Genomic DNA, 18038 nt, shown 5'->3' on the forward strand with positions numbered 1-18038 from the left:
GCGGCGTGCGCGACGACGCGCACGACTGCGAGTCAAGGAGGATGAGCGTCAGAATGAGCGGCACCCCGGCACCCCAGCCCGGCCAACCCATCGTGTTCCGCAACGGGATCGTCCTGAAGATGGACGACGCCCACACCGTGCTCCCCGAGGGCGACGTCCTCGTGATCGACGGGAAGATCGCCGAGGTCGGCACCGACGTGGCGGCACCCGACGGCGCCTTCGAGATCGACGCGAAGGGCGGCATCCTCATGCCTGGCATGGTGGACACCCACCGCCACATGTGGCAGACCGCCATGCGCGCCTACGGCGCCGACTGGACCCTCACGCAGTACTTCGTCTGGTACTACCTCGAGCACGGCATGAAGTTCCGACCCGAGGACGTCGCGGCCGGCAACCTCGTCTCGGCGCTCGACGCCGTCGAGTCCGGCGTCACGACCGCCGTCGACTGGTCGCACGGCCTGCGCACGATCGACCACGGTGAGGCTGCCTACGAGGCGCTCGCGACCTCGCCGGGGCGGTTCGTCCTCGCGTACGGCAACCTCGCGCAGGCGCCGTGGGAGTGGACGCAGGATCCGGCGATCCGCGGCCTCATCGAGCGCGCGCGCGACGACTCCCGACTCTTCGGCGCCCAGATCGCGTTCGACGTCCCGGGCGACGAGAGCTTCCCCGAGCAGCCCGCGTTCGACACGGCGCGCGAGCTCGGCCTGAAGGTCACCACGCACGCCGGCGTGTGGGGCGCGACGAACGACAACGGCATCCGCCTCATGTACGAGCACGGCGTCATGGAGCCCGGCAACGTGTACGTGCACGCCGCGACCCTGAGCGACGAGTCGTACCAGATGATCGCCGCGACGGGCGGCACCGTCTCGCTCTCGACCGAGAGCGAGCAGACCTGCGGTCAGGGCTACCCGCCCGCCCACGCGCTGCGCAAGCACGGCATCCCGACCTCGCTCTCGGTCGACACGAGCGTGTGGTTCAGCGCAGACATGTTCTCGGCGATGCGCACCACGATCGGCGCGGACCGGTCGCTCGAGCACTACATCGCGCACCAGGCCGGCGACACCGTCACGCACGCGACCATCCGCGTCGAGGAGGTCGTCGACTGGGCCACACGGGGCGGTGCCAAGGCGCTCGGCAAGTGGGACGAGATCGGCAGCCTCGAGCCCGGCAAGCTCGGCGACGTCGTGCTCATCAAGAACGACGACTCGCCGACCATGGTGCCGATCGTGAACCCCTACGGTCACGTCGTCTACCAGGCGGGTCGCGGCGACGTGCACACCGTGCTCGTCGGCGGCGAGGCCGTGAAGCTCGACGGCAAGCTCGTCGCGGGCGACCTGCCGTCGGTGCGGTCGAAGCTCGAGAACACGGTCGACTACCTCCGCGGCGAACTCGGCGAGGAGACCTGGAAGGCGGGCATGAACCCCGAGATCCCGGAGACCGAGATCCTCAGCAACCCCTACCAGTACCGACGGAGCGACGCACAGCACGCGCACTGACCCGGCGCGCGGGCGATCGCACCCCCGACGATCGCGAACCGGAGGCCCGGCCCGATCCCCCAGGCGGCCGGGCCTCCATCATGCGCGGATGACGCTCACGGCGGGCCCTTCGACCCGTGTCGCACCGCGGCGGCCCACGCTAGCCTCGCGCCATGACTGCTGCCACCACCCCGCAGACCGACCGCTGGAACGTCTTCGCGATCATCGGATTCGTGACCGTCTGGTTCACCGTCATCCTCGGTCTGATCTTCGGCCACATCGCCCTGTCGCAGATCAAGAAGACGGGCGAGAAGGGTCGGGGGCTCGCCCTCGCCGCCGTCATCATCGGATGGATCGCGGTCGCGCTCGGCGGGCTCACCGCGATGTTCATCCTGATCTTCGGCGGGCTCGCGATCTCCGCCGACAGCTAGCGGCCGGCGGCGGGGCCTCGGCACCCCGCCGCCCGGCCGCGCTCCGCGGCGTCCTACTGCCGCGCCAGCGCGGCCCGCAGCTCCGCCTCGTGGTCGACGATGTGCTCGCCCGACACGTCGAACACGACGCGCTGGATCGTGCCGGTGAACTCGAACGGCGCGTCGTAGGCATCCGTCAGCGGCGCACCGGCATCGAGCCCCACCGACACCCCCGACGCGAGACCGAGCATGATCGGGATGGTGACCGGCAGGTCGCCGCTGCCGATGGGTTCGCCGTCGACGAAGAGCGTGACGGTGGCCGGCGTGCCCTTGCCCTCGCGGATGCTCGGCTGGCCCGTGGGCGCGAACTCCATGCTGACGATGTGCCTGCCGGTCGGCACGTCGGTGTCGCTCGTGACGTGGAAGTACTCCGCGGCCACGTAGTTGTACGTGTAGACGAGCCGCCCGTCCTTGACGTACAGGCTGTAGCCGCCGTCGACGCCGCCCTGGCTGACGATGACGCCCTCGGCGCCGCCATCCGGGATCTCGACGAGCGCGTTGATGGTGTGCGGACGGTTCACGAGCCGCGGTGCGGCGCTGCCGGCGACCTCGGACGTGTGCGGGAAGTAGACGTACCTGGAGCGGTCCTTCGCGATCACGGGCCGCTGCTCGGCGAAGCGCTGCTGGCCCCGCCCGTCGATCGGCAGGACGTTGTACTTGCCGGCTTCGACGTACCAGAGGGAGATGAGCTCGACGAGCTTGTCGGGATACTGCGCGGCGAGGTCGTGGTTCTCCGCGAAGTCCTCGGCCACGTGGTAAAGCTCCCACCCGTCGGCGTCGAGCTCGCGCAGCACGTCGGCGGTGATCGGGTCGCCGAACGCGCGCCCGGACTCGGTGAACGAGGTTCCGGGCCAGGGGCACACGGCGCGCCATCCGTCGTGGTAGATCGAGCGGTGACCGAGCATCTCGAAGTACTGGGTCGTCCGGGCGGATGGAGCGGATGCCTCGACGAGCGCGTCCTTGAAGCTGACACCCTCGATCGGTGACTGCGTGACGCCGCGGATCGAGGTGGGCGGCTCGATGCCGAGCAGGTCGAGGACCGTCGGGACCATGTCGATGGCGTGGGCGTACTGGGCCCGGATCTCGCCGCGCGCCGGGATGCGGTTCGTCCACTGCACCATGAACGGATCGCTGATGCCGCCGCGGTACGTCTCGCGCTTCCACCGCCGGAACGGGGTGTTGCCGGCCCACGTCCAGCCCCACGGGTAATGGTTGAAGTACTTGGGCCCGCCGAGGTCGTCGATCGCGGCGAGGTTCTGCTCGAGCGAGTCTGGCACGAAGTTGAAGAACTTGTTCTCGTTGATCGACCCGGTCGGGCCGCCTTCGGCGCTCGCGCCGTTGTCGGAGATCAGCATGATGAGCGTGTCGTCGAGCACGCCGAGCTCCTCCAGGAAGGCGAGCAGTCGGCCGATCTGGTGATCGGTGTGCTCGAGGAAGCCGGCGAAGACCTCCATCATGCGCGAGTACAGGCGGCGCTCATCGGCGGAGAGCGAGTCCCAGTCCTGCACGTCGGGATCGTGCCGCGACAGCTCCGCGTCGGCGGGCACGAGGCCGAGCTCCTTCTGCTTCGCGAACACCCGCTCGCGGTAGACGTCCCAGCCGTCGTCGAACATGCCGGCGTAGCGGTCGGTGAACTCCTTCGGCGCGTGGTGCGGCGCGTGCATCGCGCCGGTGGCGAAGTACGTGAAGAACGGCTTGGTCGGGGCGACCTGCTTCGCATCGGCGATGAACGTGATCGCCCGGTCGACGAGGTCCTCCGTGAGGTGGTAGCCCTCCTCGGGCGTCTTCGGCGGCTCGACGCGGTGGTTGTCGTGCACGAGCTCCGGGTAGTACTGGTGCGTGTCGCCCCCCAGGAACCCGTAGTACCGCTCGAAGCCGCGGCCGAGCGGCCACCGATCGTAGGGCCCTGCCGCAGTCGCCTGGTCGGTCGGCGTGAGGTGCCACTTGCCGAGCGCGAAGGTGTTGTACCCCTCGCCCTTCAGGATCTCCGCGAGGAACCCGTTCTCGAACGGCACGTTGCCGTCGTACCCGGGGAAGCCCGTCGAGGTCTCGGTGATCGCCGCCATGTGATTGGAGTGGTGATTGCGACCCGTGAGGATGCACGTGCGCGACGGCGAGCACAGTGCGGTCGTGTGCATGTTCGCGAAGCGGATGCCGCCGGCCGCGATGCGGTCGATGTTGGGCGTGCGGATCGGGCTGCCGTAGCAGCCGAGCTGCCCGTAGCCCATGTCGTCGATGACGATGAACAGCACGTTCGGCGCGCCCTCGTGGGCACGCAGGGGTTCGGGCCACGCCGGCGACGACTCGTCGAACGTCCGCCCGATCACGCCCGGGAACGTGGTCCCGGGTCGGTACTCGTGCAGCTGCGGTTCCTCGGACATGGTCTCCCCCAGACTCGCCCGGGGCCGCGGCGCCGCGGCCCCCGTGGAACCTAACAAGGCGCCGCCGGGGCCTGCGGGCCTTCGGTCCCTTGCGGAGTGACCGAAGGCCGTGATCGACGGATCGAGCGGTCAGCAGATCATCCGGCCTGCTGAACCGGTGCCGCCTGCCGAGTCCGGTCGACGACCTCGAGCCATTCGATGACGGATGCCTCGAGCCGAGCGCCCAGCTCGGCGTCGTGATCGGCGTTCGTGGGGTCGGCGAACAGGTGCGCGGACCCCGGATAGAGCTCGAGGTCGCCGTGCGCCTCGGCGACGAGCCCGCGCGCGACGTCGAGGTCGACCCACGGGTCCTGCTCGGTCGTGTGCACCGCGAGCGGGACGCCGGTCGGCCACGGCGTCTCGAAGGCCGCTGCAGGGAGGCAGCCCGACATGAGCAGCGCGCCGCGCGCGCCGGGCCGGGTCTGCGCGAGCAGCTGGGCCGGGCCGGTTCCGAGCGAGAAGCCGGCGTAGACGAGGTCGGTCGGCAACGACTGCGCCGCCGCGACCGCGCGGTTCGCCAGCTCGGGGATGCCGATCTCGTCACGGTACGCGACGCCCTCGTCGAGCGTGGCGAAGACCTTGCCGTCGTAGTAGTCGGGCGTGTGCACGAGGTGACCCGCCGAGCGCAGCGTCTCGGCGAACGCGAGGACTCCGTCGGTGAGTCCCTGGCCGTGGTGGAAGAGGAGGATCTCGTTCATATTGGACAGTGTACATTTAAATTGGTCGGCGTACAATATCGACATGGGACGAACCGCGGGGCAACGAGCCGGCCTCACCCGGCAGCAGGTAACGGATGCCGCGATGGACCTGCTCCGGTCGGAGGGGCTCGACGCCGTCTCGATGCGACGGGTCGCCGACCGGCTCGGCGTCGCCCCGAACAGCATCTACGCGCACGTGGCCGACAAGGCCGCGCTCGTCGACGAACTCATCGACGCGACGCTCGGCGGCGTCGCCACCCCGACCGACGACGGATGGCGCGCCCGAATCGAACGCGTCATGCGCGACAGCCGGCGCGAGCTGCTCGCCCACCCCGACCTCGTGCCGTTCGCGCTGGTGCGCCAGTCGGTCGGCCCGAACGCGCTCCGGCTCGGCGAGGTGACACTCGGCGCCCTTCGCGAGGCCGGCCTCGACGGCCCGGCGGCGGTGACCGGGCTCCAGGTCCTCCTCGTGCACACGATCGGCTCGGCGGCGTTCGAGACCGGGCGCACCGGGGACCCCGACCCGGCGGCCCGCGGTCGTCGCGGGCGAGAGCGCGCGGCGGAGTTCGGCGGGGTGACCGCCGAGCTCAGCGAGCCGATCTCACGATGGAGCGGCGACGAGGTCTTCGAACGCGGCCTCGGTTGGCTGCTCGACGGGCTCGTGTCGGGTTCCGGCCGCGCGCGCTGAGACGCGGCGTGCGCCGGGGGCCGACGTACGCTGGCGGGAGCGACCGGGAGGATGCCGCATGGCCGGACACGAGCACGAGCACGCGCACGGTAGCGGCCATCACCACGCCGGCGGCGACGCCGACGGCCCGAAGATGTTCGAGCCGCCCGCGTGGGACGAGGCGTACTCCGGCGACGAGGCCCGGTGGAGCGGCAACCCGAACGCGCAGCTCGTGGCCGAGGCATCCGCCCTCGAACCCGGCACGGCGCTCGACGTCGGCTGCGGCGAGGGCGGCGACGTGATCTGGCTGGCGCAGCGCGGATGGCGAGTGACCGGCGCCGACTTCTCCGCCAACGGCCTCGCCCGCGCGGCCGAGCACGCCGCGGTGGCCGGGGTCGCCGACCGCACCGAGTGGTGGCAGGTCGACGCGCGCACCTTCGACGCCGACGGCTGGTCGTTCGACCTCGTGACGACGCACTTCCTGCATCCGCCCGACCACGGGATGGTCGACGTCGTGCGCCGCCTGGCCGGCGCGGTCGCTCCGGGCGGGTACCTGCTCGTGGTCGGGCACGCGCCATCCGCTGCCTTCGAGCACCTGTCGGCGAGCCACCGCGATGCGATGTTCCTCGCGGCGGACCTCCTGCCGGGGCTGCCCGACGGCTTCGAGGCGCTCGTCGTCGAGCAGCGCCCCCGCACGACGGTCCGGGCCGGCGAGCCCATGGAGGTGCACGACTCGACCCTCCTCGCTCGCCGCGCGCGCTGATCCGGCCCCGCGACCCCCGCCGCAGCCGCCCTCGTTCGGACGGAATCGGGCGCTCGGCACCCGCCCCGGCCGCCTAACTTCGTCCAAACGCTCGGCACCCAGCGCCCTCGGCCGATCGGCCGAGGCGACCCGAGCCGCCCGGCCGATGCGCCCCGCGACCCCCGCGGCGACGATCGAGGCATGACCGAGACATCCGCCGCCCGCATCAGCACAGGGCATCGCACCCGCTCCCGCCCGCGCCGCGCCGAGTGGCTCGCGCCCGCCGGCCTCATCGCGCTCAGCCTGGTGCCGGTCGCCGCCGGCGTGTTCCGCCTCACCTCGCTCGCGACCGGCGCCCCGGTGACCGCCGAGAACGCCCGCTTCGTCGACTCCCCCGTGCCCGTCATCGTCCACATCATCGGCTCGGTCGTGTTCCTGGTGCTCGGCGCGCTCCAGTTCGCGCCGTCCCTCCGCCGGCGGCGCTGGCACCGCGTCGCCGGTCGCATCGTCGCGCCCGCCGGCCTGCTCTCCGCGGGCTCGGCGCTCTGGATGACCCTCTTCTACGACATGCCGGCGATCAACGGCCCGGCGCTGTTCGTCATGCGACTCGTGTTCGCCTCGGCGATGGCGGCCGCGATCGTGGTCGCGTTCGCCGCCATCCGTCGCGGCGACATCACCACCCACAGCGCGTGGATGACCCGCGCCTACGCGATCGGCCTCGGCGCCGGCACGCAGGTGCTCACGTTCCTGCCGTGGACGCTCGCGCTCGGCGCGCCCGACCAGGTCATGCACTCGGTGCTGATGGGCGCGGGCTGGGTGATCAACCTCGCCGTCACCGAGGTGATCATCCGGCGCCGCGCGGCGCGGATGCCCCGCGGGCCCCGTCGTTCCCGTACTTCCGGCCGATCCCCGGCGGCGGACGCGCGCCTATCATGAGGGGCATGACGAGCCCCGCCCAGGCGCTGTGGGATGCTCCGGCCGCCTCCCCACCGCCGCCCCGCCGGGTCTGGCGCGACTGGGTGCTCGTCGCGGTGCTGCCGCTGCTGATCGTGCTCGAGGCGACCCTGCGAGCGGATGTCCCGTGGCGCTGGCTCTGGGCGGTCGTGCTCGTCGCGCTCGTGCCGACCCTCCTGTGGCGTCGGGTCCGCCCGTTCACGATGCTGGCCCTGGCCTTCGCGGTCGGCTGGGCCGGCAGCCTCATCTCGGGAGGCGACACCGAGCTCGTCACGACCGCGTACTTCCTCGTGCTCGTCTACGCGGTGATGCGGTGGGGCTCGGGGCGCGCGATGCTCGGCGGCGCGGCGCTCGTGCTGGTCGGCACGTTCGTCTCGCTCCCGCTCGGCGAGACCACACTGGGCGACGTGATCGGCGGCATCGCGGTGTCCGCCACGACCATGACGCTCGGCATCGCGTTCCGTCAGCGCGCGGCCGCGCGGGCGCGTGAGCTCGAACAGGTCCGGCTGCTCGAGCGCGAGCAGTTCGCGCGCGACCTGCATGACACGGTCGCGCACCACGTCTCGGCGATCGCGATCCAGGCGCAGGCGGGGTCGGCGGTCGCCGCATCCGACCCGTCCGCCGCGGTCGAGGCCCTCCGCGTCATCGAGGGCGAGGCGTCGCGCACGCTCGACGAGATGCGGTCGATGGTCGGGGTGCTCAGGCGAGCGGATGCCGCCGAGCTCGCGCCGACGCCCGGCATCGCCGACGTGCGGCGGCTCGCGCGGGTCGGGGGATCGCCCGCGGTCGACGTGCAGGTCGACGGCGACCCCGACACCGTCCCGCCGGCCGTCGGCGCCGCCGTGTTCCGCATCGTGCAGGAGGCGGTCACGAACGCGCGTCGGCACGCACGCGGCGCCTCGCGCGTCGACGTCCACATTCGGGTCGACGGTGCAGGGATCCGGATCGACGTCCGCGACGACGGCGCGGCCGCGGCATCCGTCGCACCCGGATTCGGCCTGACCGGCATGGCCGAGCGCGCCGCCGTGCTCGGCGGCACCTGCGATGCCGGCCCGGCATCCGACGGCCGCGGGTGGGCGGTCACGGCCGTGCTGCCGAGGAGCGGATGGTCGGCATGACCGTGCGCGTGCTGCTCGCCGACGACCAGGAGCTCGTGCGTGCGGGGCTCCGCGTGATCCTGGACGCGCAGCCCGACATCGAGGTGGTCGGCGAGGCCGGCGACGGCGCCGAGGCGGTGGCGCTCGCGCGGGATCTCCGGCCCGACGTGTGCCTGCTCGACATCCGGATGCCGCTGATGGACGGCCTCGAGGCGACGCGCCGGCTCGCTGGCCCGGACGTCGCGGACCCGATCCCCGTCGTCGTGATCACGACGTTCGACCTCGACGAGTACGTCTACGGCGCGCTGCGCGCCGGCGCCCGCGGGTTCCTCCTCAAGAACGCCGGGCCGACGATGCTCGCCGAGGCCGTGCACGCGGCCGCGCGGGGCGACGCGCTCATCGACCCGAACGTGACGGTGCGGCTCATCGAGGCGTTCGCGGGGTCGGACGCCGCGACCGCACGATCCGCGGCGCTGCCGCCGCCCGCCACCCCGCTGACCGACCGCGAGGAGGACGTGCTCGCCGCCGTCGCGCGCGGCCTCGGCAACGACGAGATCGGCCGCGCACTGCACATCTCGCTCAGCACCGTGAAGACGCACATCGCGAGCCTCATGGCGAAGATCGGCGTGCGCAACCGCGTCGAGCTCGCGATCTGGGCGCACGAGCGGGGGCTCACGCGCTGACGCTCCGGCGCGTCGCCTCGGCATGCCCCACGCCGAGGCATCCTCTGGGACATGATGTGCGCATGGAGATGCCTGAAACCGAGGTTTCGAACGGCGGACCCCAGTCGACGTCGGCGAAGTCCTCCCTGATCGTGGGGATCATCGGCGTAGCTGCCTACACCATCGCGAACCCGCTGATCGTTGCCCTGCCGCTGAGTCTGCTGGGGTTGGACTTCGAGACGGAGCTGTTCGTCCGCCTCGTGGTGCCGGTGCTGCTCTGTCTGGCCGCCGCCGTGCTCGGGATCATCGCGATCGTCGGCGGCAAGTCGGCCCTCCTCAGCCCGGATCGCGCTCGCGCAGGTGCGGGTCTGGCATTCGGTGTCGTCGCCGTGTCGCAGCCGATCGTCTACCTGCTCTCGGTTCTCGTGAACTTCGCCTCGTAGGCACAGCTCCGCCCGAGGGCGGTGTGCGCAGTCGTCGCCGAAGATGATCTCGCGCTGACGCTGGTGCGCGAACGCCCGGCCTCGAGATGAGGTCGGACGTTCGTGATGTGCGTGCACGGTGGAACCACCGGTGGCGCTATGGGTGCACCCAGTCCGGACCGGTGGGTTCGTAGACGAGCGTGTCGCGGTCGATGGGCGGGCACTGGAGCAGCTTGGTGTTCGTCGCCGGATCGGACGAGATCAGCGTGCAGCCCTCCGGAAGCGGGACCTCCCGCAGCAGCGGGAACGACCCCGTCGGAGTCTGCGCAGCAGCCTCCTCCGCCGCCTTCCTCGCGGCCTCTGCGGCAGCCTTCTCGGCCGCGATCGCCTCCGCGTGCAACCTCTCCGCCTCGGACGCTGCGAGTAGCCAGCGCGGAACGGCCGCCAGGCCGGTCTCCTCGCCCGCCTCGGCGAGCACCGCCTCGCGTGCGGAACGGAGCTCTGCGAGGGCGTCGGAGGACGCCTTGCCGGAGGCCGCGAGGACGCGGTCGGTCCGCGCCTCGACGTCGGCGACGACGGCGGCTGTCGCGCGCGTCGACGACTCGCATGCCGCGTTCCGCTCGATGGCGGCGAGTCGCATCTGCGACGACTCCGCACCGGCGGACGCGCGGAGGTCGCCGAGCAGGCGGATCTCGTCGAGGAGCTCGGCGCGCGTGGGGGCCGGCGCGTCGGAGTACTGCAGCAGTTCGACGACCTCGGCGGCCGGCCCCGCGATCGCGGCATCCGTTCCCGCTCGAGTGATGGCGGCGGTGCCCATCGTGATCGTCGACACCGCGAACCGGCCGGGTTCGGCGACCGCGGGCTGCAGCAGGCCCGCGCCGTCACGGGCGCACCGGTCGGCCTCGTCGGCGATCGCACGGTCGGCGTCGCCCCGAGCGTTCATCACGTCGATCTCGGTGAGGAGTCGATCCCGTTCGACGGCGAGTTCGGCGCGAGCCTCGGCATCGAGGCCGGCGGTTCGCACGGCGATCGCGCCGGCGGCGGAGAGCGACGAGACGCCCAGCAGCACGACGATCGCGAGCGGGCGGCGGCACAGCCAGGATCTGGCGGCGTCAATGGACATGCAGGGGCTCCATCTGCGGCCATCGGGGTCGCCGCTCCCCAAACGTAGCGGGCCGATCCCACCCGATGAATCACGGAACGGACTCGATCCCCGTACGCGTGCGGCGGTGCCCATCGACCCGGTCAGGATCATCGCCCGCGGACATCGTCGATCACGGTCTGCGCGTGACCCGCACCGCCGGGTCATCCGGGAAGTGCAGGAGCATGGCGGCACCGCCGGCGACGCGGATGGTGCCGCGAACGGCCCTCTCCTCGAGCTCTGGGCGCGGCGCACTTCGCTGCGATCTCATGGACTGGTTATCCTGCCGTTCAAGACGGATCGGATCGGGTCGGGGGAACGATGCGAGGGTCGCATGGCGATGAGGCGACGGAGCGCATTCACGACGTCGGCCTGCTCTTCGTGCACGGCATCGGGCAGCAGCAGCGCGGATCCTTCCTCGTCGAAGCCGGGGACGCAGTCGTCGGCTACCTGAGAGACCGGGACTTCGCAGATCGAGTCGACGCCGCGCCGATGAGTCGACTCGGCAGGGTGCGCATGGCGGCAGACGAACCGCCGAGTGCGGTCATCGAGTTCGATGCGAGCGCCGATGATGACGCCACGCAGCGATCGGCCTCCTGGCTGCTCGCGGAATCGAACTGGGCGAGCGCGTTCGTCCCACCGAGTGCTGGAACGACGCTGCGCTGGATCCTCCTGCGTACGCCCGCCCTGGTGGTCGTGCGCGCCATCGAGAGCCTGCTCGCCGCAGCGCGCGCTTGGGGTTGGCGGCCGCAGTACTGGTGGCGTGTCATCCTCCAGGCGCTCTGGACGGCGGTCTCCTTGCCGCTCGTGGCCGCCGTCCTGATCGTCCTCGTGACGTCAGTCATACTTCGCGCGCTCATCCCGTTCGCTTGGCTGCAGACGCTGTTGGGGAAGATCGAGGTCCTGCTCTCGACTTTCATCGGCGACAGCCTGCTCTTCAGCGAGAGCGCCATCAACTCGGCCGCCATGTCCAGCGTTGTTGCGCACGACGTGAACTGGCTCGGAGCCCGATGCAGAACCGTGATCCTCGTGGCGCACTCGCAGGGTGCAGCGGTCACAGCGCAGGCGCTCGAGCACACGCCACCGGTCCGCACCCTGGTCACCTATGGGGCTGGGATCAGCCAACTCCAGTGGCTCCGATCTGTGTCCCGCTGGGAGAACGTCGTACTCGCCCTGATCAGCCTGCTCGTCCTGGGACTCGTGGGCGTCGTCGCCTTCACGATCGTCGACGTCTTCCGCGGCGGGGAGGTCCCGGACTGGATGGTTGCCCTGCTGCTGTTCGGCTGGCCCGCCGCGGCGGCGTTCCTCCAGGCGATGGCGAAACAGGTCACGGCGGCGACCCGTGACGCACGCCTACAAGCGAACTCGAGAAAGCTCGCGCAGCGCTGGGTCGACCTCTGGGCCTCTGCGGATCCTGTCAACGGCGGACCCTCGACGAAGACCGTATTCGAGCAGGTCGAGGAGATCAGGCTCTGGAATCACGGCAATGTCGTTACCGACCATTCCTCGTACTTCGCCAATCGCACGGAGTTCGTGACTCGGATCGTCGCCTACGCCCTCGATGCCACTCGGAACCTCCCGGCGAGCACCGCGGGATCGCTCGAGCGTCTCGCCCGGGTGCGCGGTGATCTCCGCCAGCGGCGCGGTCGTTGGCTCGAGGCGTTCCGAGCTGCGCTCGCCGTCGGCGTCGTGGCTGCCGTCTTCCGTTTCAGCCCAACGCTCGCCGAGGTTGTGTCACCGGTGATCGACTGGGTTGAAGCGTTGCTCCCGGGTCGCCTCGCACCGATACTCGGAATCGGCCCCGAGGTCATCGCCGCGGGAATCGTCATCGCCCTCATCGGGCTTGCCTGCTACGGATTGGCACTGCTCATCTGGGCGGGTTGGGAATCCATCGAGGAACGCGCGGTCGAGGGGGACGCGGCGTTCGAGCGCGGATCCGCCCCGATGGTCGTCATCGCAGGCCTCCTCACGAACCTCGCACTCGCTACCGCTGCCCTCATCTGGTTCGACTGGAGCGGCGCATCCCGTGTCATGGAGGTCGCCTATACTCTCCCAGTCCTGTGCGCCGTCGCCGTCGGGGCAGTTTGGATCATCGTCCGTATGACCCGTCGCACGTGGAGTCGACGGGCGCGAACCGACAAGGCGCTTTCCGCTCGCGCCCTGTGGTCCGGCTTCCTTGCCGGGCTGCTGCTCTGGTACATGATGGTCGCCGTCGTCGGCCTCGAGCGATTCGAGGCATCGCAGACCGATTGGAGCATCGTGGCACCCGTCGTAGCGAGCGTCGCCGTGCTCTCGATGATGTTCGAATTGTTCCCAGTCCGTAGAACCTCGGGGCACTGGTCGTTCGTGAAAGATCCGCGAACATACCAGCCCTTCAAGTACCTCGCACCGCCGGGCGAAGGTGCGGCTCCGGCATCGAGCGCACTGCTTCTGCTCGGCGTTCTCGCCGCCCAGGTCGCCTTGCTCGTATTCGCCTCCGTCATTCCGCCGGGAGCGGACATCCTCGTGATGGTCCTCGTGCTGGTGCTCCCGTTCGCTGCACTCAACGTGGCGATTTGGGCGGGCGACAAAGGCCTGTCCGGCGCGAGAGCCGCGGTCGCATGGTCGCTCGTGATCGTGAGCATCGCACTGTCGGTACTCTTCGTCGTATTGCAGGTCACCCGCTGACCCCGCCCCGGTGCAACCCGCTACCGGGGCGCGCGACGACCCGGCCCTCGAGTGAGGAGCCGGGCCGTCGTGATTGTGGTCTCGATCAGCGCCGCCGCGGCGGTCCTACTCGACCACCGGTGGCTTAAGCCGCGGCCAGGTCGACCGTCGCGTTCGGCACGGATGCCACGACGAACTCGCCGTCCGCGGCATCCACCCGCACCGCCTCGCCGTCGCCGAGGGCGCCGGTGACGAAGAGGTCGGCGATGCGGTCGTCGATCTCGCGCTGGATCAGGCGCCGCAGCGGACGGGCACCGTACTCGGGCTCGTAGCCGCGCTCCGCGAGGAGCGCCACCGCGGCATCCGTCACCTCGAAGGCGATCTCGCGCGCGGCCAGCCGCGACGAGGTCGCACCCAGCATCAGGCGCACGATCTCAGCGATCTCGGCCGACGAGAGCTTCTGGAACAGCACGATCTCGTCGATGCGGTTCAGGAACTCCGGCCGCATGGCCTCGCGCACCTTGCCCATCACGCGCTGGCGCACGTCGTCCATCGACGAGAAGCCGTTGGCCGCAGCATCCGCCGACGCCACGAAGCCGAGCGCACCCGACCGCGACGCGAGGAACTCCGAACCGAGGTTCGAGGTCATGATGACCACCGTGTTGCGGAAGTCGACCGTGCGACCCTGGCCGTCGGTCAGGCGTCCGTCGTCGAGCACCTGCAGCAGCAGGTTGAACACGTCGGGGTGCGCCTTCTCGATCTCGTCGAACAGCACGATCGAGTACGGGTTGCGCCGCACGCGCTCGGTCAGCTGCCCGGCCTCGTCGTAGCCGACGTAGCCGGGAGGGGCGCCGACGAGACGCGACACCGTGTGCCGCTCGCCGAACTCGCTCATGTCGAAGCGGATGATCGCACCCTCGTCGTCGAACAGCGACGACGCCAGCGCACGCGCCAGCTCGGTCTTGCCGACGCCGGTCGGTCCGAGGAACAGGAACGAGCCCACCGGCCGCTTCGCGTCGCCCATGCCGGTGCGGTTGCGCCGCACCGAGCGGGCGACGGCGGTGACCGCGTCGTCCTGCCCGATGACCCGGGCGTGCAGTTCGCCCTCGAGGTTCGCGAGGCGCTCGCGCTCGCCCTCGGTGACCCGGTTGACCGGGATGCCGGTGGCCCGCGAGATCACGGCGGCGATCTGCGCCTCGTCGATGACGGTCGAGTCGGCTGCGGCGCCATCCGCCGAAGACGCAGCCGATGCCACGGCACGGCCCTGCGCCGCAGCCTTTTCGGTCGCCTCGTCGAGCCGCTCCTGCACCTTCTCGATCTCGTCGCGGATGCGCGACGCCTCCTCGTAGTGCTCGGCGCGGACGGCCGCGTTCTTGTCCGCCTCCAGGTCGGCGAGGCGCTCGATGAGGGCGGAGACATCCACCTTCACGCCCAGCTTCAGGCGCAGGCGCGCGCCGGCCTGGTCGATGAGGTCGATGGCCTTGTCGGGCAGCACGCGGTCGGTGAGGTACCGCGCGGAGAGCTCGACGGCGGCGCGCAGCGCCTCGTCGGTGTAGGTGACGCCGTGGTGCTCCTCGTACGCGGGGCGCAGGCCCTGCATGATGAGCACGGCGTCCTCGATCGAGGGCTCGCCGACCTTCACCGGCTGGAACCGGCGCTCGAGCGCGGGGTCCTTCTCGATGGTGCGGTACTCCTTGAGCGTGGTCGCGCCCACGAGGTGCAGCTCGCCGCGGGCGAGGCGGGGCTTCAGGATGTTCCCCGCGTCCATGCCCTCACCGGCACCGCCGGCGCCGACGACGGAGTGCACCTCGTCGACGAAGACGATCAGCTCGCCCTTGTGCTCGGCGATCTCCTCCATCGTCTTGGTGAGGCGCTCCTCGAAGTCGCCGCGGTAGCGGGTGCCGGCGAGCATGGCGGGCAGGTCGAGCGCGACGACGCGCTTGCCGAGCAGCTGCTCGGGCACGTTCTCCTCGACGATCGCGCGGGCGAGGCCCTCGACGATCGCGGTCTTGCCGACGCCGGCCTCGCCGATCAGCACGGGGTTGTTCTTCATGCGGCGGCTGAGGATCTCGATGGTCTGCTCGATCTCGTCGGTGCGCCCGATCACGGGGTCGAGCTCGCCGTTCGCGGCGCGCTCGGTGAGGTCGAGGCCGAACTTGTCGAGCATGGGCGTGGCGGATGCCGCGGCATCCGTCTGCTCGCCCATGCCGCCCATCTCGGGGCCGGCTGTCGGGTCGGATGCCACGTGCTCCCCCAGGCCGGCCGCAAGCGCCTCGGCGGTGACGCCGGCGCGCGCGAGCACCTGCCCGGCGGGGGCGTCCTGCCCGAGCACGAGCGCGAAGAAGAGGTGCTCGGGGTCGATGTACGTCGACCCGCTCGAGCGTGCGACCTGGTACGCGTGGAACAGCGCGCGGCTGGCCGACGGGGTGATGGTCGCCGCGTTCGCGTCGGCGGTGTCGGATGCCGCGGGCAGCCGCGCCTCGGTCGCCGTGATGATGCGCTCGGGGCTCGCGCCCACGCGGGTGATCGCCTGCGCGACGGACTCGTCCTCGACGATGACGCGCAGGATGTGCAGCGCGTCGAGCTCGGTCTGTCCGCGCTCGAGCGCGAAGCGTCCGGCACGCTGCAGGATGCTCTGGGTGCGCGAGGTCAGGAACCGGCTGAGGTCGATCGACCGCGCCTGCCTGGCCTGCTCACCCGCGAGGTAGCGGCTCAGGAACTCGTCGAACGAGCTCGAGCCGGCCTCGTTGAAGTCGTCTGGCACCTAGGTCCTCCTGGGGGAACTTGAGTTGGGTACGCTCAAGTTCAACACGCGCGGCTCGACGGTATTCCCGCCAGATCTGAGCAACGGGAGGAATGTGAGCACGACCGGGCTCGCCTCCGAATCCCGACTCACTTCTTCCCGCCGTCCCCACGGCTCGGTATCCAACGCTCGCCGCCCGCGTTGCTGCCGACCACTGCACCGCATCGCGAGACGCGCGTGCACCGACGCCGAGGTTACGGAAGACGTCCCGAAGCGCACTGGCCACGCTGCGCCCTTCGCCGACTTGGCACCGCGCGAAAGACACATGTCAGCGCACTGCTCGCGTGGACGGCTCGAACCAGCGCAGCCTTCGACCCCTCAAATCGTGTATCGGAGGTTCAACTCGGGGGTGTGCCGGAACAACATTGCGCAACAGGGCCGGATAGCGCCCGGGGGATGACTCACTGGGACAGCCGGCCCGCGGCCAAACCGATGTACGAGGTGAGCGCCTGGATGATCATCGCTGAACCAAACGACAACGGACCAGAAACACGTGGCACAGGCCTGCAGCCCAGTCGTGGACCCACGATGACCCTGCGGCGGATATCCACGATGCCAAAGCGTGCCGCCACCGGATAGGGGATGAATCTGTATAGCGTTAGAGGGTGACGCACCAGCAAGCGCCCGACGATGGACAGGGCCGTCGTCGAACGTGGATCTGGTGGCCAGCATCCTTCGTAGCGTTTGCCTTGGGGCTCCTCGCCGGACACCGTGACGCCGTCGAAGGCCACCTCGAAGGCATCTACTGGACAGCAGTCTGGTCCCTTGGCGTCTTCTATGCTGTCGCAGCGATTGTGTTTGCGGTTCGCTACGTCCATCGCCTTTGGCAGCGTTGGACGATCCTCCGCGAGAAGGCGCGCGATCACGACAGGATCGCTGCGAACCTTGACCGCTGGAAGGTCGCTGCGGCGAGAGCCACGGCGCGCGCTGATGATGCTGAGCGCCGTATCGCAACTTGGAATCGTGACACCCTAGAGGAGGGACGGCGCCGCCTGCTCGCCGAACTCCGCGCGCATTCGAGTGAGACGGTGTTCACCAAGATGGACTGTGGCGAAGATGGCCACGCGGTACTGATAGGGGCTCAATGGAACGGCGACATCCCGCCAATCGACGCCCGTTACGTTCTGCGTAGCGCCATCTTGAAGGACATCAAGGCAGTGCTTGAGCTCCAGGCAATCAGGGCTGATCGCATTGTCGTCTTTCGCGTTGAGTCGGTGAAGTCCTCGGCGTACCGTTCTAGCCTGATCTCTCAAGCGCACGGGGAGCGAGCGTTTCCGAGCGACCTCGAGATCGTGCCGCGCGAGGAATCAGACCTTGGGAAGGAACCACTATGGCCAGAGAACTAAGAGCAAAGATCGCACGGGTACTGAGCGATCGGAGCGTAGCAATAAACGCTGGCGAGCACGATGGCGTCGAAGATGGTAACGCAGTAATTGTTTGGCGCGTCGTTGAGGTGCGAGACCCGGACACGGACGAGCTCCTAGGCAATGTGCGACTGGAGAATCTGCGACTTGAGGTCAACGAGGTGCACGAACACTTTTCGCTTGCGCGAGTCCGTTACACGGGCTTCGATCCCCTCCAGAGTATGTTTGCACCCAGCAAGTTGATCGTCAGTAGTGAGCGAGCGCTCGACCTCGAGAAAGTTCAACTCAATGCAGGTGACGAGGTCACGGTTCTGATTCAACCCAGCTTACTTGGCGCCATGAGTGAAGCAGATGATATGGACTCTGAGACCGAAGCGGATTCGGACAGCGAATAGCACTTCATCCAGCCGCCGCCATGATCTAATCGCGGTCACATCATCTATTCAGCGGGCGCGAGGCCAGCTGCAGACGCCACAC

The 18038-nt window shown here is 69.9% G+C and carries 15 protein-coding genes; 11 read left to right on the forward strand and 4 right to left on the reverse strand.

From position 1 onward, the window contains the following. Nucleotides 1-53 precede the first annotated feature (53 nt). On the forward strand, nt 54-1496 hold the full coding sequence (locus tag ABME02_RS01575; RefSeq protein WP_353813509.1) for an amidohydrolase family protein: 1443 nt from the start codon (nt 54-56) through the stop codon (nt 1494-1496). Nucleotides 1497-1648: 152 nt separating this feature from the next. Then, complete coding sequence (locus ABME02_RS01580; protein WP_353813510.1) at nt 1649-1906, forward strand: DUF4190 domain-containing protein; 258 nt, start codon at nt 1649-1651, stop codon at nt 1904-1906. A 53-nt stretch (nt 1907-1959) separates the two neighbouring features. Here ABME02_RS01580 and ABME02_RS01585 read toward each other — a convergent pair whose 3' ends face one another. Beyond that, nucleotides 1960-4326 (reverse strand): arylsulfatase, encoded by a 2367-nt coding sequence (locus ABME02_RS01585; RefSeq protein WP_353813512.1) that lies wholly within the window; start codon nt 4324-4326, stop codon nt 1960-1962. 137 nt (nt 4327-4463) lie between these two features. Further along, on the reverse strand, nt 4464-5063 hold the full coding sequence (locus ABME02_RS01590) for a dienelactone hydrolase family protein (RefSeq protein ID WP_353813513.1): 600 nt from the start codon (nt 5061-5063) through the stop codon (nt 4464-4466). A gap of 43 nt (nt 5064-5106) precedes the next feature. On the opposite strand from ABME02_RS01590, the gene ABME02_RS01595 reads away from it, so the two are divergent. The 6 genes from ABME02_RS01595 to ABME02_RS01620 all read left to right on the forward strand — a co-directional run bounded on the left by ABME02_RS01595 (nt 5107) and on the right by ABME02_RS01620 (nt 9628). Continuing rightward, a complete protein-coding gene (locus ABME02_RS01595) occupies nt 5107-5751 on the forward strand; it encodes a TetR/AcrR family transcriptional regulator (protein WP_353813515.1) in 645 nt (214 codons plus the stop codon). A gap of 58 nt (nt 5752-5809) precedes the next feature. Beyond that, entirely contained in the window at nt 5810-6493 is a 684-nt protein-coding gene (locus ABME02_RS01600; RefSeq protein ID WP_353813516.1) for a class I SAM-dependent methyltransferase, read from the forward strand. Between the two features lie 180 nt (nt 6494-6673). Then, a complete protein-coding gene (locus ABME02_RS01605; protein WP_353813517.1) occupies nt 6674-7408 on the forward strand; it encodes a DUF2306 domain-containing protein in 735 nt (244 codons plus the stop codon). Between the two features lie 5 nt (nt 7409-7413). Then, on the forward strand, nt 7414-8544 hold the full coding sequence (locus ABME02_RS01610; RefSeq protein WP_353813518.1) for a sensor histidine kinase: 1131 nt from the start codon (nt 7414-7416) through the stop codon (nt 8542-8544). Next, nucleotides 8541-9206, forward strand: a complete 666-nt coding sequence (locus ABME02_RS01615) for a response regulator (RefSeq protein ID WP_353813823.1) — start codon at nt 8541-8543, stop codon at nt 9204-9206. The genes ABME02_RS01610 and ABME02_RS01615 overlap by 4 nt, the downstream gene beginning before the upstream one ends. Before the next feature lie 62 nt (nt 9207-9268). Then, nucleotides 9269-9628 (forward strand): hypothetical protein, encoded by a 360-nt coding sequence (locus tag ABME02_RS01620; protein ID WP_353813519.1) that lies wholly within the window; start codon nt 9269-9271, stop codon nt 9626-9628. A 136-nt stretch (nt 9629-9764) separates the two neighbouring features. On the opposite strand, the gene ABME02_RS01625 is transcribed toward ABME02_RS01620, so the two are convergent. Continuing rightward, on the reverse strand, nt 9765-10730 hold the full coding sequence (locus ABME02_RS01625) for a hypothetical protein (RefSeq protein WP_353813520.1): 966 nt from the start codon (nt 10728-10730) through the stop codon (nt 9765-9767). 708 nt (nt 10731-11438) lie between these two features. Between ABME02_RS01625 and ABME02_RS01630 the strand changes: the two genes are divergently transcribed. Then, nucleotides 11439-13415 (forward strand): hypothetical protein, encoded by a 1977-nt coding sequence (locus ABME02_RS01630; RefSeq protein ID WP_353813521.1) that lies wholly within the window; start codon nt 11439-11441, stop codon nt 13413-13415. 124 nt (nt 13416-13539) lie between these two features. On the opposite strand, the gene ABME02_RS01635 is transcribed toward ABME02_RS01630, so the two are convergent. Continuing rightward, the gene (locus ABME02_RS01635; RefSeq protein WP_353813522.1) at nt 13540-16158 is read right to left on the reverse strand and encodes an ATP-dependent Clp protease ATP-binding subunit; all 2619 of its coding nucleotides are present in this window, start codon (nt 16156-16158) and stop codon (nt 13540-13542) included. 644 nt (nt 16159-16802) lie between these two features. Here ABME02_RS01635 and ABME02_RS01640 point away from each other — a divergent pair. After that, entirely contained in the window at nt 16803-17543 is a 741-nt protein-coding gene (locus ABME02_RS01640; protein WP_353813523.1) for a hypothetical protein, read from the forward strand. After that, nucleotides 17528-17956 carry a FlgT C-terminal domain-containing protein gene (locus ABME02_RS01645; RefSeq protein ID WP_353813524.1) on the forward strand — a complete coding sequence of 143 codons (429 nt, stop codon included), beginning with the start codon at nt 17528-17530 and terminating at the stop codon, nt 17954-17956. Before ABME02_RS01640 ends, ABME02_RS01645 begins: the two co-directional genes overlap by 16 nt. Nucleotides 17957-18038 lie beyond the last annotated feature (82 nt).

Origin of the sequence: Agromyces zhanjiangensis (assembly GCF_040496055.1) — a bacterium.
Classification (GTDB): Bacteria; Actinomycetota; Actinomycetes; order Actinomycetales; family Microbacteriaceae; genus Agromyces; species Agromyces zhanjiangensis.